Raw genomic sequence first — 20362 nt, forward strand, 5'->3', positions numbered from 1 at the left:
GCATCCCGTAATCGCCCGTAAGGTTAAAAATGCATAAATGTTAGACACGTTTCCACGAATATCTGCACGAGAAATGCAAAGCCAAGAGTGCTTACATTTTCCCGTGCTTTTATTGGTGGCTAACTCTGCATCAACTGTCCTTGCTCACGCACAACTATTCGGTGGCACAGCAATGCGCATGGTCTGGTCAGCGCGGCCGTCGGGGCTGTAAGTGTACAAGTATTCTACGGTGACCTTTTTATCGAGCATGATCTTCATGGGGCCGCCGCAGATCTGACTGATGGCGGTGGATTTGAAGAAGTCATGCTTGCCGGGGTCAATGTTAAAGCCCTGGTCCATGGTGTAGTTGATGCGATAGGTTTTGCTACCGGGGTCATACTCGACCTTGGTGGCGGTGGTGACGTTGTCGATTTTCTTGGGCAGCTCTTGGTTAGCCTTGGCGGTGGCGGCGATCATGAGCTGGTCGACGTTTTCCCTGAACATGACTTTCTGAACGATTTTGGGCACGAAAATGAGAATGGCGATGACGCCGATGACTTTGACTACTTTGGACAATTGAAGACTCCGGTAAGTGTGACGACAAGCTGGCGAAAATATGGCAAGAACGAGGTGACAATGTGATGACTGATGCGACGAGGCAAATCACGCCAAGGCGGTGACAGTGTGGCTTGTTCCACCTGATTTTTTTATTTCTTTTCTATTTCCTTTTCATTGTACTTTAACCAAGTTCTTCGGTACATGCTCACCAGGCCGCCAGGCCCGTTTCTTTGGCATTGCCGGGTAAAGTGACTGTGGGAAGCAAAAAAATATTAAAGCAAATGTCATTGTTTTTTCATAAAAAAAGTCTACATTAAGAAAATGTTAATTAATTTTCATGGCGACAAGCCAAGGGGTTTTTTCACATTGACCAGCAGTTTTTTCTCACAACGGGGACCATCATGAATTTTGCAGGCAAGGCTTTACCACTACAACAAAATGCGCTCGATGAGATTATCGGCAATCTCGGCTGTGATGGCGCGTCGCTCTGGTCGGTGATCGCGGTGGAGACTTCAGGCCAGGGGTTTTGGGCCACAAAGAAACCAGCCATCCTGTTTGAGCGCCATTTGTTCAGCAGAATGACTAACAACATCTATGACAACAGCCACCCTGACATCAGCAACAAAGAAGCAGGTGGCTATGGTGCCTCGGGTGAGCATCAATATGCCCGCCTGAATGCAGCGCTGGCGCTCGACCAGAATGCGGCACTGGCTTCTACTTCATGGGGCCTTGGGCAGGTATTGGGCGAGCATTGGAAACCGCTGGGCTACCCCAGCCTGCAACAATTCGTCAGCGACATGCAGGATTCTGAAAGCAAGCAATTGCTGGCTATGGCAAAGTTTATCCAGCACAATGGTCTGGCCAATGACCTGAAAGCACGTGACTGGTCTAACTTTGCCCGCAAATACAATGGCAGCAACTATGCCATCAACCATTATGACGCCAAGCTGGCGCAACACGACGAGCTATTCAAGAAAGGCCCCCTGCCCGACTTGCGCATCCGTGCTGCCCAGTTGGCACTGACTTATTTAAGCCTGGACAATGGCAAATTTGACCCGCATGGCGTGGACGGCTGGATGGGCCGCATGACCAGCGCCGCCCTTGCCGAATTCCAGCGCAGCAAAGGGCTGACTGCCAGCGGCACGCTTGACAATACAACTTACACAGACCTGATAGCAGCGGCCAATCTGAGCTGAGGGGTTTGCCCTAGGACTGATCCGCACTTGTGGATGAGCAAACACTGGCAAGCCCGGATAGCAAGAAAGCAGCATTCAGACGGCGCCATCACTGGTGCCGTTTTTTATGCAGCCAGGGATATAACTCAGTAGTGAGTTCGTTCTTAGAACATGTTCACAAAGCGGGGGGCCAGTCTTATTTCACACATTTCTGTAACATGGAATTGTCGTAATGCAAGATCCAACCCCAATTTTTTGTGTAATTCCTGCCCTAGTCATCATCGTTGTAGTCAAACACGCCTAAGAATCTGACTTTGTCTGACATCTTCTTTTTTGTTTGGCTTTCATCAAAAGAAAAATTCAATTGCATCACTACCCAGGCTACTTCATTGATACCAATGGCTTGAGCTGATGAACAAGCATTACTGCCAAAAGATTCATTGTATGAAAGTTGATTAACTAAGTTTCCAATTGCATTCGTTTTCCCATTCAGGGCCGGGATACACTCCTGAAAATCAAGATCATAGAAATCCACGCCACAAAGGTCTTTAAGCAAATCGATATCGCTGCGCTGATGTTCTAACCCAACCCAGATGGAAACCACCCCATCCTTTTCATTTTTGCTCATCAAACTGTCCTTTCCGATAAATTTTGCATGTATTCATGGACATTATTTTCATTGAAGCGAACCATATCAAAACCAAAATTGCTGCAAAGATTTTTCTGCAAGTTCTGCAGCAGGCCTTTATCTGCGAAATAAATGCCGTCCAGATCTTCCACATCCAGCGCTGAAGGCACTAAGCCATATGGCGTTTTTTTGAAGTAATCAAAAATATTACGTTTATCAGCTTCGCCTACTAAGCTTGATTCGATGACATAAGCAAGCGCGTCTATGCCCAAGTATCTCGACAAGAATTCAATGTCGACAAAATAACTCACCTGGTCTATCAATCCTGAAAGCTTTGGGCGAATATTTGGGCGGATTAACATTCCCACCCAAAAATCATTTGGCAAACTTTCCCATAAAAATGGTGTACTCAAAATGAAATCCAGCACATATTGATGATGCCAATTCAGGTTCATTTGATGCTGTAAAACTATTCCAAAATCAAACTTTTCCAATTCATCAGAATATTTTCTGAAATAGGAAATCCCCACTGCATCCGATGTTCCATAGCCGTCATACATAGACGTCAACAGTAAAGAAAGTCTCTTTATTTTTTTCATTTTCTCATTACCTAAACAAGTTTTATTTATGAAATTTCTTCCCAGTCGATCCCTTTCACACTTGAGTACATATAAATCCTGGTGGGGTGATTATCTTAATAAAGAAACCTCACACTTAACACAAGCCCTATTCTCATCTATCCCCAAAAATCCATATTCATTATTGCGCATAACATCCTCATCGCCCATATTTTTCCCCCAAGATAAAACCTCATGCTGGCCCCGAAGCCAGCAGTAAAAATATCTGGAGGACGACCATGCGAGTCTGTATAGACAAGTGTAAATTCATCTGTGCAATTCTGCTGTTCATCGTTGCAAGCACTGGCTACACGACCAGACTGGCATTTGCCGCGGAACCACAAAAGATTTTCTACGTCCGCCCCGTTCCTGACAACGACGATCCCTATCTGCAACAAGGCAGCGACGGCATCAAGCAGGCGGCGCAGATGTACCAGATGCAGGCTACTACCCTGGCCAGTCAGGCCGACCGTGCGGGCAGGCAAAAGCAGCTGGAAAATGCCATCAGGCTCGGGGCGAATATCATTGTCATGATAGGTTATGAATTCAGGGAATTGCTGGATACCGTGCCGCGCACTGCGCCTAACGTGCGTTTCGTGATGCTGGAACAATGCATTGCCAATCCACCACCGAATCTGCTCTGCATCAGCTTTCGCGAAAGCGAAGCCAGTTACCTGGCGGGCATGGAGGCGGCGCTGGTGTCGGCCAGTGGCAAGATAGGTGTCATCGGTGCTGTGAAGTCACCGCTAAAACAAAAGCCTGTCGATGCCTTTATCGCCGGTGCAAAGTCGGTCAAGCCCGATGCGGACTTGAGCCATGTCGTCTGGATAGAAGGCAGCCAGCCCTTCAATGACACAGCACGTGCCGAGGCGCTGGCGAAGAACATGCTGGCTGATGGTGTGGACATCATTTATGCCGCGGCAGGCAGCAGCAATAATGGGGTATTCAAAGCGCTTGCTGGCAATACTAAGGCGCGAGCCATAGGCAGTTATGTCAACCAGTGTCCCAAGACTGGCGGCAAGGTTATCGATAATATGCAGGTGCATGGCGATACTGCCATCAGCCTGGCGGTCGCTGCTATCCTGGGTGGATCAACTGCCACCAGGATAGAATATGGTTTGAAGGAAGGTGCAGTATCGCTGACTGGCATCAGCACGGATGCAGCATACTCTGATTGCGATATCCTGCGCCAGCGGGCTGTGCTACAAAAACTGCGTGAAGCCAGTCAGGCGATTATTAAGGGCAAGCTGAAAGTGGAATAAGAAGCTGTATGGCAAAGTGCGTGTGCAAGAGGCGCGGTAGGGTGCGCAGTGCGCACCGCCCTTCTCGTCAAAAATCTCGGGAGATATATGGCTGCATACAAAGAATGCATATGTCTGCGTCAAGAAATGGTGCGCATGGCGCACCCTACCAAGGCTTTTTGACTTGAATTTATTCAGCTTCTACTTCTTGTCTGACCACAAAGTCCCGCCGGAAGCCCAGTCTTCGCGCTTGATTTCCTGGATGATGATATCCACAGCGTCAAGAGAACAACCCAGAGTCTGGGCGCTGGCTTCGGTGACGGCTTTGACGAAGGCGCGTTTTTGTTCCAGCGTGCGGCCTTCAAACATTTGTACATTGATGGTGGGCATGGTTTTTCCTTGAAAGGTATTGGACATAGTTGAACAATACCCACCATCATAAATCAGTTATGCCCGACTTTTCGCTGATGTACCAGTTTGCCTGCTGCATAAGTTGCAGCTACTGTGCGGTCATCGCCCAGCATGGCCAGCGCAAACAATAATTCATCAAGACTCTCGGTATGCCCGGTACGGCGCGCCAGCAAGGGCGTGGCCTGCGGATCAAGCACGATGAAATCAGCTTCTGCATCCTTGACGAAATTGCCTATCGTGCCTTCTAGCTGCATGCTGCGTGCGCCACCCAGGGTTGCCAGGTAAAACATGCGCAGCGCAGGCAGGTAAGTGCCACCGAGGCGCGCCATTTTGTAGGCTTCATTCATGGTGCGCAGCATCGAGAATGAAGTGCCGCCACCGACATCGGTTGCCAGTGACAGGCTGACTTGCTGGGCGTCGGCACGTTCAAAATTGAACAGGCCGCTGCCAAGGAAGAGATTAGAAGTCGGACACATCGCCACTGCCGATTGCGTTTCTGCCATGCGCGCACGGTCGGCATCGTCAAGCCAGATGCAATGGCCGTACATGGCACGCGGACGCAGCATGCCGTACTGGTCATATACATCGAGATAACTGCGTGCTTTTGGATAAAGCGCTTTGACCCAGGCTACTTCATCGGTATTTTCTGCGACGTGGGTCTGCAGGAAAGTATCGGGATAAGCCTGTGCCAGTTCGCCCGCCAGCTGCATTTGTGCGTCGCTGGAGGTAGGTGCAAAGCGTGGGGTGATTGCATACAACTGGCGGCCACGCTTATGCCATTTCTTGATCAGGGTTTCGCTGTCGCGTATGCCACCCTCGGCAGTGTCGCGCAGGAATTCAGGGCAATTCCTGTCCATCAAGACCTTGCCTGCCACCATGCGCAAATTGCGTGCTTCACTCTCAGTGAAAAAGGCTTCGACGGATTCTGGATGGACGGTGCAATACACCATGGCTGTCGTGGTGCCTGAGCGCAGCAATTCATCAATGAAGAAATGCGCGACCTGGGCACTGTGGTTGATGTCTGCAAACTGGCGTTCAGTCGGGAAGGTATAAGTCTCCAGCCAGGGTAGCAAACCGGGCGCTGGTGAGGCGATCATGTCGGTCTGGGGGTAATGGATGTGGGTATCGATAAAACCCGGCACTATGAGTTTGCCGCGGTAATCGATGACCTCTGTCCCTTCAGGCAGGCTGGCATGTAATTGGGCATACTCGCCGGCGGCAACGATCTTGCCGTCTTCAACGATCAACAGGCCATCCTCATGCCAGGCATAAGCCTGCGCATGAAAGGCAGGGTCTTGCTGGAAATGCAGCACGCTGGCGCGGTAGGCTTGCAGCGTGTTTTTACTTGAAATATTGCTCATCGTGGTCTTTCTGAATTCTGTCTTGCAGGCGCAATCAAGCCAGACCACGACTTGTACATCAAGTCTGCCGGTCTGGCATCACATTCGCATTGATCTGGTGGGTGCTAAGCGCTAACAGCGAGAGTTTAACGCTTAGCCAGCAAGTGTCGTTCATCTGGGACCATTTTTTCTGTCTGTGTGGCAGCAGAAACATGCTGGCCTGTCTGTGTACCTATGCGTGCCAGTACGCGGTTCAGTTCTTTTTGCTGGTGGATGTCATGCTCTTCCCAAACCTGCAAAAGCTGGGCAACGACAGAAGCGGCAATCACTGCGGGTTGCTTGCCATGTATGCCGGGCAAACCTATGGGGCAGACCATGTCATTGAGGCGGGTAGCCGGTATGCCACGTTCACGCAGGCGGCGTTCAAACTGCACGCGCTTGGTTTGCGAGCCTATAAGGCCAAACCAGCCCACATCCGGCAGGCGCAGGATATGTTCAGACAGTTTCTGGTCCAGTGCGTGACTATGTGTGAGCACCAGAAAAGATGTGCCCGGGGCAGCTTTGGCAATCAGGGCTTCTGGCGTATCCGTTGCTTCTACCGTGACATTGGCTGCCAGCCTGGTAGGGAACATGTCTTCGCGTTCATCAACCCAGGTGATACGGCAAGGCAAGTCAGCCATGGCACGTACGATAGCGGCACCGACATGGCCTGCGCCAAACAACATCAGGTGGGCACGGTAAGCGAGACAGGAATCAAGCAGCCAGCGCTGACCTGCTGCATCAGTCAGGACCTGGCAAGGATTACTGGTATCGATTTGCACAGCCAGACCCGTGGGCCAGGCCGGGCCTGTCAGGTGGGTGCCATTGGCATCGCACAGAGTTGGCTCTTGCGCACTGTCCAGCGCCAGCAAGCGCCAGCTATCCTGCCCTAACCGCCAGCGCTGGTTCAGGCAATTCAGATAAGCCAGGCTGTCAGCCTGCACACGTTCAAAAGCCAGGTGTACGACGCCACCACAGCATTGACCCAGGCTGGGGCCTAGCGGGAAGCGTTCAAAGCGGCGCTGGGCGGCAAGCTGGCTTTCCGGCATAGCCAGCATGCTGCGGGCAATTTCTGTGGCCTTCATTTCCAGATGGCCACCACCTATGGTGTCGAATAATTCATCTGCCGTGACCAGCATCTTGGCACCCGGTTCACGCGGGCCGGAACCCAATACCGTGGCAACCGTCACCAGTATCTTGGGTGCGGCTTGTGTGGCAATTCCATTTAACCAAAGCTTCATGATGAACTCGCTTGTCTGATTTTATCTTAGCTGGCAGCAGCCATGGCTGTTACGCCATTGATGGCCGACAAAATCGCTTCGCTGGTTGCCGGTGCATTCAGTGGCGGGTTATAGCGGTAATCTGCCACGCTGGCAATCGCATCACGTATCGCGAAGAAAACAGAGAACGGCAACAGCAGAGGTGGCTCACCGACGGCCTTGGACCTGTGTATGCTGTCTTGCACATTGCGGTTCTTGAACAGGCTCACACGGAAGTCTTCAGGACAATCAGAAATCGCCGGTATCTTGTAAGTCGAAGGCGCATGCGTCATCAGCTTGCCGCCTTTGTTCCACCATAGTTCTTCTGTCGTCAGCCAGCCCATGCCCTGTATGAAAGCACCTTCTACCTGGCCGATATCGATGGCGGGGTTCAGTGAATTACCGGCATCGTAGAGCGCATCAGCACGCAAGAGTTTCCATTCACCAGTCAGGGTATCGATAATGACTTCAGATACCGAGGCACCGTAAGCATAGTAAGAGAAAGGATTGCCACTCATGGTCTTGGGGTCCCAGTGCAAACCTGGTGTCGCATAAAAACCATCCGACCATAATTGCACCCGCGCCAGATAGGCTTTTTGCACCAGGGCTTCAAACGGGATATCCAGGCCATTGACACTGACCAAGCCTGCCGCAAAGCGGATGTCTGTCAGTTCGCCACCATAAGTCTTTACTGCAAATTCAGCCAGGCGCTGGCGCAGGGTATGCGCGGCATTTTGCGCGGCCTTGCCATTCAAATCTGCGCCAGTCGAAGCAGCCGTGGCCGAGGTATTGGCCACCTTGCTGGTATCAGTGGCGGTAGCGCGTACCTTGTCCAGGTTCAGGCCCAGCTCATGGGCGACCACCTGGCAGACCTTGGTATTGACGCCCTGCCCCATTTCGCAACCACCATGGTTAACGAGCACCGAGCCATCGGTATAGATATGTACCAAAGCACCAGCCTGGTTCAGGTGAGTGACGTTGAAGGCAATACCAAATTTAACCGGCGTCAGTGCCAGGCCTTTTTTGAGGACCAGGCTGCTGGCATTGAACGCCTTGATGTCAGCACGACGCTGTTGATATTCACTGCTGGTTTCGAGTTCTGCCACCAGTTCATGGATGACGTTATCGACGACCTTCTGGCCGTACTGGGTGATGTTGCGCCCCTCTGCGTCATTGCGACCATAGAAATTGATCTTGCGTATCTCCAGCGCATCCTTGTTCAGGTCTCGGGCGATATTATCGACGATATATTCAATCGCAATCGCCCCTTGCGGGCCACCAAAACCACGGAAGGCGGTATTCGACTGGGTATTGGTCTTGCCACACATGGCGCGGATATCGACATCACCAAGATAGTAAGTATTATCGAAATGGCAGACTGCGCGGGTTGCGACTGGTGCTGACAGATCGGCAGAGAAACCGGCACGCGACACCATCTCTACCCTGGCCGCGATGATGCGGCCTTCATCGTCATAACCGACTTCATAATCATAATGGAAGCAATGGCGTTTGCCTGTCACCATCATGTCGTCATCACGGTCAGCACGCAGCTTGACCGGGCGTTTCAGATGGACGGCAGAAATCGCCGCCGCTGCTGCCCACAATGCCGATTGTGACTCCTTGCCACCAAAACCACCGCCCATGCGGCGGCATTCAACCACGATGTTATGGCTGTGTACACCGAGCGCGTGCGCGACCACATGCTGCATTTCGCTGGGGTGCTGGGTAGAACACAGCACCAGCATGCCACGGTCTTCTTTCGGTATCGCGTAAGAAATCTGGCCTTCGAGGTAGAACTGTTCTTGCCCGCCTACATACAATTCACCCTTGACGCGGCGAGGTGAACGCTCGAACGCAGCCTGCGCATCACCACGCTGCAAACGCATAGGTGGCAAGACGAAGGACTGGGCTTTTTTTGCTTCTTGCGGTGTCAATATCGCAGGCAATTCTTCATAGATAACCTCGGCCTTGCGCACTGCACGGCGTGCATTGTCATGCGTATCAGCGACGACGATGAAGATGGGCTGGCCCACATATTCAACCAGGCCTTCTGACAGGATAGGGTCATCATGGATGATGGGGCCGCAGTCATTGGTGCCAGGGATATCCTTGGCGGTGTATACCGCCACGACGCCACGTGCGCTTTTGACTGCATCAAAATTCATGGACACAATATTTGCATGCGCCTTGGACGACAGCCCAAGCGCCGCATGCAAGGTGCCCTGCACTTCAGGTATATCGTCGGTATAACGGGCCTCGCCCAGCACATGCAGGACTGCTGATTCATGCGGATGTGATTTGCCTACCTCTGCCCAGTCTGCATTATCTTTGGCGAGGTTTTTGTCGGTCAGGAAAGCTTCAGTTTGGGTATTCATATTTTCTCCTGAGCTTAAGCTGTGACGGTGATGGGGGCAAAGACATTGATGGCCTGCAGTTTCAGCGGCGCATCGATACGTGTCTCCAGCCAGAAACGGCGCAAGAGATTTTGTGCTGTCTGCATGCGGTAGGTATTGCTGGCACGCATATCGCTCAGTGGTGTGTAATCCTGCGCCAGCAAGGCCATGGCATTTTTCACAGTCGCTTCATTCCAGGCTTGCCCGTTCAAGGCTGCCTCTGCCAGCGGTGCGCGGCGTGAAGTAGCAGCCATGCCACCAAAGGCGATATGCGCATCACGCACGATGTCACCATCCAGGTTAATTGCAAACGCTGCGCAGACGGCAGAGATGTCCTGGTCATAACGCTTGGCGAGTTTATAGGTGCGGAATTGCTGCCCGGTTTTTGGCAGGGGTATGCGCACGGCAGCGACAAATTCGCCGGGCTGCATATCCTTTTTCATATAGTCGAGGTAAAAACTCTCGAGCAGCAGCACACGCTGGCCGCGCACGCTGTGCAAGACGATCTCAGCACCCAAGGCGATCATCCATGGTGCTGAATCCCCAATCGGCGAGCCATTGGCGACACTGCCACCCAATGTGCCGGTATTGCGTATGGGTTGTGAAGCAAAGCGCTGCCACATCTCGGTCAGTTCATCCGGATAATGCTGGCAGACTGCGCCATAGGCGTCATTCAGTGACACGGCTGCACCTATTTCCAGCATGTTATCCACAGTCTTGATATGCTTTAACTCATCAACTTCACGCACATAAATGATATTGCCCAAGTCACGCATTTGCTTGGTCACCCACAGACCTACGTCAGTGGAACCTGCCAGTATGGTGGCCTTGGGATTAGCTTCACGCACTTCAGCCAGTTGCTGCAAAGTGCGCGGTGCATAGAAAGTCTGGTCATCAGCCGTATAGCTGAACATCTCACCACGCTGCAAACCTTGCAGGCCATGGATGACAGCCGCACGGTCAAACTCAGCCGCAGGCAATTCACCCATGCGCTTTGCGGCATCGATGATAGGGCGATAGCCTGTGCAACGGCAGAGGTTGCCGGACAGGGTTTCGTCTATCTCTTTGCGACATGGCGGAACACTGTCACCTTCTTTTTTTAGATACAAGCTCCATAGAGACATGGCAAACCCCGGCGTGCAAAAGCCACATTGCGAGCCATGGCATTCCACCAGCGCCTGTTGTACAGGATGCAAATCACCATTCTTTTGTTGCAAGTCTTCTACCGTAAACACTGCCTTGCCGTCCAGCGTAGGCAGGAATTGTATGCAGGAATTCACCGACTGCAATTCCAGCTGACCATGTTTCATTTCACCAACGACGACTGTGCAGGCTCCGCAGTCACCCTCGGCACAGCCTTCCTTGGTGCCGGTGCAATGCAGGTCTTCACGCAGATGCTGCAACAGCGTGCGCGTAGGCGCAGCATTGCTGACTTGCTGGATTTGGCCTTGGTAGTAGAAACGAATAGGGTCAGACATGAATGCTCCGGTATGAAATTCTTATGAAGCGAGGTTAGCATCCGTGGCGCTGACATCTATATGCATAAAATGATGTTGACTATCCGCAGAAAAAAATATGAGCACCCGCCATGCTTCTGCCTGGCCTGTCTGCCTCTGAGTGTGGAGATTTGCTATTAATTTCAGTATAGGCAGTTTGACGAGATTCGTCCAAATTCGTCCAAAATGGACTAATACATCTGCTTTTACTGGGAATTTTGGAGTATTCAGGCTGAACAGCCTGGTGAAGAGTATAGGTATCTACCCTGGATCACACAGACCCAGGGTAAGTCACAAGATGCTATTTATGGCAGGGGACGTGCTGAGGCCAGGTCTTGTTCTACATTGTGAATGAGGCGTGCCGCACGGGCGCGGTCACTCTCGCCCGGCAAGGGCTCCAGTGAGATATCCGGGATATTGGCCATGACTTCATCACTGCCATCCTTACGCAGGCGCACACAGTCTGGTGCCTGAAAACTGAGCTTTGAATGTGGCAAGGTGATAGGACGTATGGCCTGCATATTGCCGCAACCGGAGCCGGCGGTAACCGTGCCTATCGTTTTGGCCACGCCATTATCTTTCATAATGGCAACAAAAGCCTCAGCCGCCGAACCTACTCCTCGGTCGGTCAATACATACACCAGACCAGTCCAGCTGCCACGGTATTTGTCAACATTGGCAGGCCAGTACATATGGCCTGCATAGTCGGTTTCAGTCTCGGGCGTCACTGGCAAGTAAGCATAAGGGCCACTGGCAAAACCGACCCTGGCCAGGTTAGAACAGCCCTCAGCCTGCCATGGCCTTTGCTCTTGCCATACCCAGGATAAATCGCAGGAGCGTGTGGACATGTCTGCCTGCGCTTTCTCAAACGTCGCCATCGCAGCCTGCATGCCAGCTCTTTGGGTCGTCTTGGCATAGGCAGGATCATCATGGACCTTGCGCATGCCTCGCAATTCCTCCTCCAGATACGCATGTGCTATCGGCCCTGCTGCCATTAGTAAAGGAGCTGAACGTACAGGCGCGGCCGTCAATAAGCGCGCGGTCCAGTCACCAAAATCATTGCCGCCACCGTTACCACCTACGTCGACGATGAGCGCTTGTACGCCAGTGTTTTTCATGCGTGCAAGATGACTGGCGAGCACATCAAACCATGCATCCGCCATGGCGTTTTTAAGTTTGCGCACATTCACAGGCTGTCTGGCTGCAACCAGGGCGTTCCAGGCATAGCTGCACAAGCCTGGATTTTCAATTTCGCGAAAACGCGGTATGCGCAGGATACCCAGTTTTCCACCCTTTTCCGTTGTCATGATGCCCGCTCGAAAAGCCTGTGCTACGCCATCAGAAAAAAGTGAAAATCCCGGCAGGCTCTCGACAGGCAAAGAAAATTGCACTCGACCAGTAGAACCAACACCGATGGCAGCGCAAGCGTTTTCCATGCTCATATTGTCGATGGCAACAACAGCGGGCTCATTGTCAGTGCCAGGTTTTGCAGTGCTGTCCTGGCGCGCTGCCAAACGCAAATGTCCATCGTGGAAGGCATCGATGAAATTACGCAAGACTGCCCTGGCTTGCTCATCATTTCCTGCCAGTGCCAGGGCTTTTTGCGTATACAAATCGAGTTGTGGCAAATTGACCTTGCCCTGGGGCGTGGCAAACCAGGCCAGATTTGCATACTGTTTTTGCAGTTGCTGTTTTAAAAAAACATAATCTGCCTGCCATCCCTTCAAATCAAAAGCTGCGGCAAGCGGTGCTGCGCCCGGGCTTGTCGTTACTGTTGAAGTTGCCGCGTGCGCGGCAGAAAATACAGAAAAATTGGCACAAATGAATGCCAGAGAAAAAAACAATTGCCTGGCTTTAGGCCAGTTGCCTTGCGGGGAAACACTGATAGACATCGCTTATATCCTATTCAAAACCCAAAAACAGGTGGCCTACTTTAAAGGTAAAATAGCTGTTCGTCTTTCCCATAATTAGCGTTTTTTCCCTGGATTAGCATCCCCACTCCCTTGTACTATTTTATAGCCAGGTAAAACCCAGACATGCAAAGCGGACTACAGCTCCACCTTTCAAATTATCCGGCACTGGCCAGTTTGGAAGAGCATGTGCATACGGAAACCTCGTTTTGCCTGGTTATCGCAGGCAGCTATCAGGAAAACATACGTTCACGGGTTTCTGAGCATGTCAGGGGGGATTTGCTGGTGTGCCCCAGTGCCACGCCCCATGCCCAATTGATAGGAGCAAAAGGCGCACGCAAATTGATTTTTACTGCCAGCCAGACTGCCCAGGATTATTTGACTGAGCGCGGTATCAGACTGGACCAGGCACCATGTTTGCGTTCAGAAAAATTCCTGCAACTGGGTGCGCGGCTACTGTCGGAATTGCGCAATGAAGATGCTTATACGGCGCTGGCAAGAGAAGGCCTGGCATTGGAACTGATCGCACTGTTTGCACGCGAAAAACAATGCACAGGGCAAACCCGTGAACCAGCATGGTTAAAAAGCGCGCGTGATTACATACATGACGAATGCGAGCAAAACATCACGCTGGAGCATATCGCCAGTGAAGTCCATCACCACCCCGTACATCTGGCCAGGGAATTCAAGCGGTACTACGGCATGACCATAGGCGAGTATCAACGACAGATCAGGGTAGAACTGGCAGCACGCCTGCTCAAAGAGGGTAAATTGCCCTTGTCAGACATTGCACTGACTTGTGGATTCGCCAGCCATGCCAACCTGTGCCGCAGCTTCAAGGCTGCCTATGCCATGACACCATCACAATACCGCCAGCAATTTTGAGGTTCAGCGTGTAGCAGGCTTGATACAGGATACATGGCGGAAGCGTAATGCCGACCAGTCCTCATCTATCGCCACCATCCTCACCGTATCAAAGCCAGCCGCCTTGATCACGTCCCAGCCAGTATCACGGTTAAACTCGCACTTATACTTCTTTGACGTACCCTTGGGATAAGCAAACCATAACAAGGCATCGCCATGCACCAGCTTGCTCAGGGCCAGCGAGACTTCATCAAGCTCTTGCTGCTTGCTGACAAACACTAAAGCAAAGCTTACTTGTTTGACGGCAGACAATTTCCTGAGCACCTTGACACCCGTCAAAGCAGCAATCTCTGGTTCAAAAGAAGCTGGCGGGTTTAAGACCAGGATCTCGTTCTGGTCCTTCAGGTTTAATTTTTTAAAAATGGCAGACATATCACTCCTGTATTTATAGCTGCTCAGCGAGCGCGCGAATTTCGCGCATAGTCAGGAAATTAGGCAAGAAGCGCCAGATGGCAACTCCGGCAATCAAGGCCGGTATCCAGTAGAAATGAATCAAACGAAAAAACAAGGGTACTCCCACCAGGGCAATGACCACAAAAATCTGCATTTCCTCGCCTATCCAGCCCTGGTTTTCCATGCGTCTGGCAGCCAGTTTATCAAGCGAACGGGATATTTTTGCGGCTAGGTGCTCTACTCTTAAAGCAGCCTTCCTGGCGTCTTGCCATGCCAGTTCGGTGCTGGCGGAGGCACGCAGCTTTTCCAGCAATGCATAGTATTCATCCAGCGCAGCATAGAGATTGTCAGTCGCACTGGCAGGCAAGAGACTGTCCGTAGCGGCCACGCGTATGGCCTTGATGCTGCGCACAACCTCTTGCTTCATGGCCACTGCGGCATCCTGATCGGATGTACGTTGCCAGGCCTCGGCTTTTTGCTGGCGTTCTACGGCTTTTTGCGCCTCGGGCAAGATGGCTTCCAGCACCAGCAAGGATGCCACTGGCATTTGCTCTATCTCACCCAGCGCAGATAACCAGGGACAGTAGGCTTTCAGGCCAGCATAGGCAATGACCAGACGTTTGCGCAGGCGTTCTGGCCAGCGCTCATCATAGGCCAGTGCCAGAACGCGCGCATGCAATTTGTGCAAGGGTGCGCTGTCATCCGTCTCCAGGCCATACATGAGCTTGTCGACATTGGTATATTCGCCAGGCAATTGCTTGCTGGCATAGTCTTTCATCAAGCCAAAAGCCTCTTGCCAGGCTCGCTGAATTTGCGTGCAGCAATGCTGCCACTTGTGCACGATGCTGGCGACTTCCTTGTTACCGGCATCGGCATAGGTTTCCAGCACGCCGTAGTTATATAGCTGGTTCAACCAGTTACTGGCAGCTTCTTCACCCTTCAGTGAGCGGTTGGCATAACTGAGTATGGCGGGCAGTTCTATGGTTTCGCCGCGCCAGACTGGCGGTATGCCGGGAGCAAGATGCAGGATGATGCGCAAGAGCTGCACATCGACCGAGAGTTTTTTATCCTGGCGCATGTCGAGCAAAACCCGCACCGCATTCTGGTCTTTTTGCACATCGCGGAACCAGGCCAGCAATTGCGCATTCGAGATATCCCTGACGCCATCATCCCAGTTGCGTGTCAGGGCAACTGCCAGTTGTTCACGTGTGTGGCAGAGATACTGACCCAGGTGATAGGGTTCGCGAAAACCACCCATGGCCATGGTTTCTACCGCGTCTGGCAAGCTGGCATCCCGCGCCAGCCAGCGCATGATCGGTTCATCGCCCCAGCGTTTCTTGGGGTCACGCAAGAGCAGGCCGCGCAGCAGTTTGCGCAGATATGTGTCCGCTACTGCATTGAGTTCCAGCTCGCGTGTGGTCAGATGATGCAGGATCACCGCTTCTGACAAACCGGCGAAGGGATGCTGGCCCAGGGCCAGCTCCAGTATGATCATGCCCAGCGCCCAATAATCTGCCTTGGCATCGATGACCCCGGACAGGCTTTCTGGCGAAGCATAGGGCAAGGTGCGCGCGGTGCCAGTCAGTCTTTGCGTCGCATCCAGCACGGATGAAATACCAAAGTCAGTCAGTATCAAATCCAGCGGTTGCAGCGTACGCAGCAATATATTTTCTGGCTTGAGGTCGCGATGGATAAGCCCGGCCTTATGCACACTGGCGATGGCCGTTGCCAGCTCACGCACTATGCTTTCCAGCATAGCAGCATCGATTTTTTTGTTTTGCGCAAACTGCCTTAATGATCCCAGCGCGCAATACTCCATGAGCTCATAGGCATGGCCATCAGAGACACCGGCTTCCAGCACGACCACGCAATGCTCTGCCGGTACTGCTTTCAATCTCTCCCTGACTTCTGATTTGCCATGTATGCCATGGCGATATATCTTGGCGACGCGCTGTATCGCAGATGCGTTTTCTTGTACCAGTAACAGCTCGGCCTCTGCACCCAGGGTAGGTAGATGTTGCAGTATCTTGTAGCGATCACGCAGGGCTTGCGGCAGTGATAAAAGGCTATGGATCTGGCTACTGTCTGGTGTTGCGGCTTCCTTGATCAGCGGGCGATTGCAATACAGGCAAAGCTCGCTACCTGGTGGATTGCTTTGTTCGCAATCTTCATAACTACAAATTAATTCTGCTGCGCTGGCTACGGCTTGCTGTATTTCGATTGCAGGTTCAGGCTGCTCGCGCTTCTCCATCAAATCCACACCTGACAGCAAAGTGCCGCAAACGCAGCGCATGACTTCAGGCGCGTTTTCGGTTTCACAGGCGGGGCAGCGACGTATGTAAATCTGACTCACTCAGGGTCTCCAGCTGACGCTATCAAAGCTCAGGCCACGGCTGGCACATACTTGTTCCAGCGCCTGCATGTCCCCACGCCCTGGTATGCCTACATACCAGACACGCTGGCCATCTATCATGGTTTGTATGCGCTTGTCCTGTTCATCTATGGGGGCATCAACATAAGTCTGCATGCGTGCCCTGGCACGCTCTGACAAGAGTACCAGCGGCTGATTGGCTGAGCCACGCCAGGCCTGGGTCAGCGGCTTATTGGCGATAAACGGTTCGGGGATCAGGGCATCGAGTTTTTGCAGCAAGCCTGCATGTTTTTTTTGCAGCGTCGCCAGTGGATAACCGCTATAGCAGAGTATGTCAAAATCCATCCCTGCACTACTGCGCCAATGATGCAGACCATCCAGCAAGGCATGCAGGGCCCTGGGCTGCTCGAATGGTTCGCCGCCTGAGATGGTGATGCCATCAAATTGCCCGGCACTGACTTCGCGGCACCAGCTCAGCAAACCCGCGACTGTCATTTCCTTGCTGCCATCCCTGGCCCAGGTATCTTGCGAGACACAGCCCTTGCAGCCTATGCTGCACCCCTGTACCCATATACCTATGCGCCGCCCTGGCCCCAGTACGGTGACGGGGAAATGCGCTTTATTGATGGCAATCTTCATGCTAATTGCAGGCTCAGGCTGATGACTTTATCGGCTTCGGTAATCGCTGTCACCGTGACGCGCTGCTTGCCTTCCAGCTCTTGCTCAAACAAGGCACGTGACAAGGGATTGATGAAATTTGATTCCAGCTGGTTGCCAACACCACGGCCCCCATTGCTGAGATCGCGTATGCAACGTGCCAGCAATTCATCACGTACCGTCGCTGGCATGGCCAGTTGCAGGCCGAGTTCTTCCTGCAAGCGACGCGCCACATTGCGCAGCATACCATCAAAGATTTTTGCGGCTACTTCAGCAGAAATAAAATCAAAAACCACGATATTGTCACCGATGCGGTTCAATAATTCTGGCCGTGACAATTTGAATTTGAAGTAATTGCCTATGGCTTCGCGCACCTTGAATTCCACGGTCTCATAGCTATCACCCGGCTTGACATTCTGGCTGCGGTTGCCTTGATTATCCTCAACATAAATACCCAGGTTAGAGGTGAAAATCAATATGGTTTCCGAGAAATAGGCGGTGTCACCACGGCCATCGGTGAGGCGGCCATCTTCAAGTATCTGCAGGAATTTATCGAGTATGCGCGGATGGGCTTTTTCGATTTCATCGAAGAGCACAACAGAAAAAGGTTTTTGCCTGACGGCATTGGTGAGTTCGCCACCTGCATCAAAACCCACATAACCAGGCGGCGCACCGAGCAGACGGGCGCTGGTATGTTCTTCAGCAAATTCGCTCATGTCAAAACGCAGGTAGGCGCGCTCGTCACCAAACACCAGTTGCGTCAGTGTCTTGGCCAGTTCGGTTTTACCGACACCGGTGGGGCCAGCAAAAAATAAAACCCCGCGCGGACGACTGCCGCCAGAGCGTGCCTGCGCACCTGTCAGGCTCATGACCGAGCGCTTGAGTATATCCAGGGTTTTGACTACCGCCGGATGCTGGCCCTTGACGCGGTCTTCAATAAAACTTTGACCATCGCGTATTTTCTTGCGCAGGTAATCCTTGCGCCATGGGTTATCCAGCGCACCTATCTTGAAGCAGCGCACGGCATCTTCTATATCTGCAATACCCAGTTTCTGGCGGTCTGCCAGCTCAGTGATATCGGACAGGGCTGACAAGGACATGCCCTCAGTCCCTTCAGTAAAACTTTTAACAAACTGGGTGCGCACGGCAGTAGCCGCGTCAGCATAGCCATTGAACAAGGGGGCCAGTTGCAGGGCAGCGGCCTGACGCATTTCAAAATCAGGTTTACTGATGACCAGACTGGCTACTCTTTCACTATCGAGTGTGAACCATGAAGGTAAATCCTGCGCACGGTTCACCAGCCACAGTATGGGATTGTATTGCGGTGGCCCACCTGTCTCACGCGGGACGATGGCGCTGGCCGTGAGTGAGAGTTTTTCAGCAGCGACAAAAAACCGATGCTCAGCATCACTCAACTGTTCTGCCTTACGCGGTATGCGAGAAGAAAAGTCCAATACCATGGCGCAGCGTACTTCTCTTTCTGCACTCAACTTCTTCATCAGCTTGCTGAGACTTTCCAGACTGACTTGCTGGCAGCCATCTGCCAATTTCAAATCAAACAGGCGCGTAGCCAAATCACGCTGTGCAGGCTCATCTGGATAAACACGCAAGCCATCGACAGGATCATAAATTAATAAAAACCGATAATCATAACGCTTCATGGATTCCCATAAAGCGCGATTAAGTGGAACCAGAGTAGCACTGCTGACTATGTTGGTACTGGGTGCATTGGCAGTACTAATAACAGTAGCATCCAGCGACACAAGAAAATTATCGCGTATGCTACCGGAAATGACAAAATGTGAGCGAATGGACAGCAATCGCTGCAGATCTAGTAACCAACGCGTTTCTGGGACGTTCATGGTAATTTTTTCGCCATTAATCGGGTATGACTTTCAATTTGCTCTTCTTCGGCAAATTGCGGCAGCTTGTCTTCCACGACCAGTTGCACTGGCAGTTCGCCAGCCTGCAATAGCCGTGTCACTTGCATATGGATGCCACGTGCTTCCAGTGCGGCCATCAGAGTCGGGAATTCGCTGCACCAGCGATCTTCTGCCAGATGGTCAAGCACACTGCGTTCATTTTCACCCTGTTTGACAGAGCGAATCACATTGAAATTGGCTTGCCCGGTCTTGGCATCCATACGCATGCGCACCATGTATTTGTCCCAGCTGGCACGACGGAAATGCACTACGCCACCTTCGACAAACAGGGTATGCGAAACTTCTTCGACCTGATAGCCAAGGTCTTTCAAAGTCTGTTCCAAGATCAGGGCCTGGGCTTGTTCTACCTGGCGTTTTTTCTCTGCTTCCAGCAGGGCCTGGATTTGCAGGCGCAACTCGCTGGCCAGCATGTCGGCGCGGGCACCCGGCAAGGACTTTTCCAGTTCCCTGGCCAGTTGTGCAATGTGTTCAGGCAATTGCTCCAGATGAGCAATTCGTTTCAGCAGGCGCGCCAGCCGGTCTTGCGGCAAGGCTGCGGCGCTGGCGGCATCCAGGCTGACATCACTTTCGGCAGACAGCGCATCTGCACGTCTGGCTGATTCCTGCAATAGGACCGGGCGCAACTCATGCACCAGTGCCTGCAAGCTGCGCAGATATTCTATGGTTTCCTGCTCGTCTGTCCCTGCTGGCGGTACAGGCCGACTGGCGGTGATTTGTGCGCTACAACCTATCTTTTCAGCCAGGGCAATCAGCTGGGCATAATCCTGTTCGGCGATTTGTAATTGCTCTTGCAAGGCTTGCTTGCCGATGACACCAGCTGCCTGCAGGCGTTCTTGCAAAGCACTTTGCTGCGCATCTTGATCTTTACGCAACAATTTGGCATTTTGATGTGCTTGTGCCACCGCCATTGCTGCGCGTATGGCAGCTGCCGACAACAGGATTACCAGGCCATCACCTGTGATCATTACTGTAGTTGGACCACTCATGGCTCAGATTTCAAGAATTACGGAAGTAACTAATATAGCATG

Annotated in this window: 17 protein-coding genes; 3 read left to right on the plus strand and 14 right to left on the minus strand. The window is 52.2% G+C overall.

Annotation, left to right across the window (positions count from 1 at the left end; all coding sequences use genetic code 11):
* Positions 1 to 144: 144 nt before the first annotated feature.
* Positions 145 to 555 carry a hypothetical protein gene (locus tag ACO0LF_RS05045; RefSeq protein ID WP_423012563.1) on the minus strand — a complete coding sequence of 137 codons (411 nt, stop codon included), beginning with the start codon at positions 553 to 555 and terminating at the stop codon, positions 145 to 147.
* 383 nt (positions 556 to 938) lie between these two features.
* Here ACO0LF_RS05045 and ACO0LF_RS05050 point away from each other — a divergent pair, with 383 nt between their 5' ends.
* Positions 939 to 1733, plus strand: coding sequence for an N-acetylmuramidase domain-containing protein (locus tag ACO0LF_RS05050; RefSeq protein ID WP_423012565.1), 795 nt, complete (start codon positions 939 to 941; stop codon positions 1731 to 1733).
* 250 nt (positions 1734 to 1983) lie between these two features.
* Here the strand turns inward: ACO0LF_RS05050 and ACO0LF_RS05055 are convergent, their stop codons facing one another.
* A complete protein-coding gene (locus tag ACO0LF_RS05055; RefSeq protein WP_423012567.1) occupies positions 1984 to 2340 on the minus strand; it encodes an immunity 22 family protein in 357 nt (118 codons plus the stop codon).
* Complete coding sequence (locus ACO0LF_RS05060; RefSeq protein ID WP_423012569.1) at positions 2340 to 2939, minus strand: hypothetical protein; 600 nt, start codon at positions 2937 to 2939, stop codon at positions 2340 to 2342. The genes ACO0LF_RS05055 and ACO0LF_RS05060 overlap by 1 nt, the downstream gene beginning before the upstream one ends.
* A 257-nt stretch (positions 2940 to 3196) precedes the next feature.
* Between ACO0LF_RS05060 and ACO0LF_RS05065 the strand changes: the two genes are divergently transcribed.
* Positions 3197 to 4219, plus strand: coding sequence for a BMP family ABC transporter substrate-binding protein (locus ACO0LF_RS05065; protein ID WP_423012571.1), 1023 nt, complete (start codon positions 3197 to 3199; stop codon positions 4217 to 4219).
* Between the two features lie 180 nt (positions 4220 to 4399).
* Here the strand turns inward: ACO0LF_RS05065 and ACO0LF_RS05070 are convergent, their stop codons facing one another.
* The 6 genes from ACO0LF_RS05070 to ACO0LF_RS05095 form a co-directional block, all read right to left on the minus strand.
* Complete coding sequence (locus ACO0LF_RS05070) at positions 4400 to 4588, minus strand: 4-oxalocrotonate tautomerase (protein WP_110254338.1); 189 nt, start codon at positions 4586 to 4588, stop codon at positions 4400 to 4402.
* Between the two features lie 53 nt (positions 4589 to 4641).
* On the minus strand, positions 4642 to 5970 hold the full coding sequence (gene guaD, locus ACO0LF_RS05075; RefSeq protein WP_423012573.1) for a guanine deaminase: 1329 nt from the start codon (positions 5968 to 5970) through the stop codon (positions 4642 to 4644).
* 125 nt (positions 5971 to 6095) lie between these two features.
* Positions 6096 to 7229 carry a xanthine dehydrogenase accessory protein XdhC gene (xdhC, locus tag ACO0LF_RS05080; RefSeq protein ID WP_423012575.1) on the minus strand — a complete coding sequence of 378 codons (1134 nt, stop codon included), beginning with the start codon at positions 7227 to 7229 and terminating at the stop codon, positions 6096 to 6098.
* Between the two features lie 26 nt (positions 7230 to 7255).
* The gene (gene xdhB, locus ACO0LF_RS05085; protein WP_423012577.1) at positions 7256 to 9622 is read right to left on the minus strand and encodes a xanthine dehydrogenase molybdopterin binding subunit; all 2367 of its coding nucleotides are present in this window, start codon (positions 9620 to 9622) and stop codon (positions 7256 to 7258) included.
* Positions 9623 to 9636: 14 nt separating this feature from the next.
* On the minus strand, positions 9637 to 11118 hold the full coding sequence (gene xdhA / locus ACO0LF_RS05090) for a xanthine dehydrogenase small subunit (protein WP_423012579.1): 1482 nt from the start codon (positions 11116 to 11118) through the stop codon (positions 9637 to 9639).
* A gap of 323 nt (positions 11119 to 11441) precedes the next feature.
* Complete coding sequence (locus tag ACO0LF_RS05095; protein ID WP_423012581.1) at positions 11442 to 13028, minus strand: S41 family peptidase; 1587 nt, start codon at positions 13026 to 13028, stop codon at positions 11442 to 11444.
* A 144-nt stretch (positions 13029 to 13172) separates the two neighbouring features.
* Between ACO0LF_RS05095 and ACO0LF_RS05100 the strand changes: the two genes are divergently transcribed.
* Positions 13173 to 13931: a helix-turn-helix transcriptional regulator gene (locus ACO0LF_RS05100; RefSeq protein WP_423012583.1), complete on the plus strand. Its 759-nt coding sequence runs from the start codon at positions 13173 to 13175 to the stop codon at positions 13929 to 13931.
* A gap of 3 nt (positions 13932 to 13934) precedes the next feature.
* Here the strand turns inward: ACO0LF_RS05100 and ACO0LF_RS05105 are convergent, their stop codons facing one another.
* From ACO0LF_RS05105 to ACO0LF_RS05125, 5 genes are read right to left on the minus strand one after another with little or no spacing between them, the layout of a single operon-like run.
* The gene (locus ACO0LF_RS05105; protein WP_423012585.1) at positions 13935 to 14342 is read right to left on the minus strand and encodes a hypothetical protein; all 408 of its coding nucleotides are present in this window, start codon (positions 14340 to 14342) and stop codon (positions 13935 to 13937) included.
* A gap of 13 nt (positions 14343 to 14355) precedes the next feature.
* A complete protein-coding gene (locus ACO0LF_RS05110; RefSeq protein ID WP_423012587.1) occupies positions 14356 to 16716 on the minus strand; it encodes a protein kinase domain-containing protein in 2361 nt (786 codons plus the stop codon).
* Positions 16717 to 17373 carry a 4Fe-4S single cluster domain-containing protein gene (locus ACO0LF_RS05115; protein ID WP_423012589.1) on the minus strand — a complete coding sequence of 219 codons (657 nt, stop codon included), beginning with the start codon at positions 17371 to 17373 and terminating at the stop codon, positions 16717 to 16719.
* Positions 17370 to 19253 carry an AAA family ATPase gene (locus tag ACO0LF_RS05120; protein WP_423012591.1) on the minus strand — a complete coding sequence of 628 codons (1884 nt, stop codon included), beginning with the start codon at positions 19251 to 19253 and terminating at the stop codon, positions 17370 to 17372. The genes ACO0LF_RS05115 and ACO0LF_RS05120 overlap by 4 nt, the downstream gene beginning before the upstream one ends.
* Positions 19250 to 20320 carry a hypothetical protein gene (locus tag ACO0LF_RS05125; RefSeq protein WP_423012593.1) on the minus strand — a complete coding sequence of 357 codons (1071 nt, stop codon included), beginning with the start codon at positions 20318 to 20320 and terminating at the stop codon, positions 19250 to 19252. Before ACO0LF_RS05125 ends, ACO0LF_RS05120 begins: the two co-directional genes overlap by 4 nt.
* Between the last annotated feature and the right edge of the window lie 42 nt (positions 20321 to 20362).

This window comes from Undibacterium sp. Di27W (genome assembly GCF_049340345.1).
Lineage (GTDB): Bacteria > Pseudomonadota > Gammaproteobacteria > Burkholderiales > Burkholderiaceae_D > Undibacterium.

Excerpts from the sequence above, each read along its gene's own strand:
- ACO0LF_RS05050 (WP_423012565.1), top strand. The coding sequence starts at position 939 with ATGAATTTTGCAGGCAAGGCTTTACCACTACAACAAAATGCGCTCGAT.
- ACO0LF_RS05055 (WP_423012567.1), bottom strand. The coding sequence starts at position 2,340 with ATGAGCAAAAATGAAAAGGATGGGGTGGTTTCCATCTGGGTTGGGTTA.
- ACO0LF_RS05060 (WP_423012569.1), bottom strand. The coding sequence starts at position 2,939 with ATGAAAAAAATAAAGAGACTTTCTTTACTGTTGACGTCTATGTATGAC.
- ACO0LF_RS05065 (WP_423012571.1), top strand. The coding sequence starts at position 3,197 with ATGCGAGTCTGTATAGACAAGTGTAAATTCATCTGTGCAATTCTGCTG.
- ACO0LF_RS05070 (WP_110254338.1), bottom strand. The coding sequence starts at position 4,588 with ATGCCCACCATCAATGTACAAATGTTTGAAGGCCGCACGCTGGAACAA.
- guaD (WP_423012573.1), bottom strand. The coding sequence starts at position 5,970 with ATGAGCAATATTTCAAGTAAAAACACGCTGCAAGCCTACCGCGCCAGC.
- xdhC (WP_423012575.1), bottom strand. The coding sequence starts at position 7,229 with ATGAAGCTTTGGTTAAATGGAATTGCCACACAAGCCGCACCCAAGATA.
- xdhB (WP_423012577.1), bottom strand. The coding sequence starts at position 9,622 with ATGAATACCCAAACTGAAGCTTTCCTGACCGACAAAAACCTCGCCAAA.
- xdhA (WP_423012579.1), bottom strand. The coding sequence starts at position 11,118 with ATGTCTGACCCTATTCGTTTCTACTACCAAGGCCAAATCCAGCAAGTC.
- ACO0LF_RS05095 (WP_423012581.1), bottom strand. The coding sequence starts at position 13,028 with ATGTCTATCAGTGTTTCCCCGCAAGGCAACTGGCCTAAAGCCAGGCAA.
- ACO0LF_RS05100 (WP_423012583.1), top strand. The coding sequence starts at position 13,173 with ATGCAAAGCGGACTACAGCTCCACCTTTCAAATTATCCGGCACTGGCC.
- ACO0LF_RS05105 (WP_423012585.1), bottom strand. The coding sequence starts at position 14,342 with ATGTCTGCCATTTTTAAAAAATTAAACCTGAAGGACCAGAACGAGATC.
- ACO0LF_RS05115 (WP_423012589.1), bottom strand. The coding sequence starts at position 17,373 with ATGAAGATTGCCATCAATAAAGCGCATTTCCCCGTCACCGTACTGGGG.
- ACO0LF_RS05120 (WP_423012591.1), bottom strand. The coding sequence starts at position 19,253 with ATGAACGTCCCAGAAACGCGTTGGTTACTAGATCTGCAGCGATTGCTG.
- ACO0LF_RS05125 (WP_423012593.1), bottom strand. The coding sequence starts at position 20,320 with ATGAGTGGTCCAACTACAGTAATGATCACAGGTGATGGCCTGGTAATC.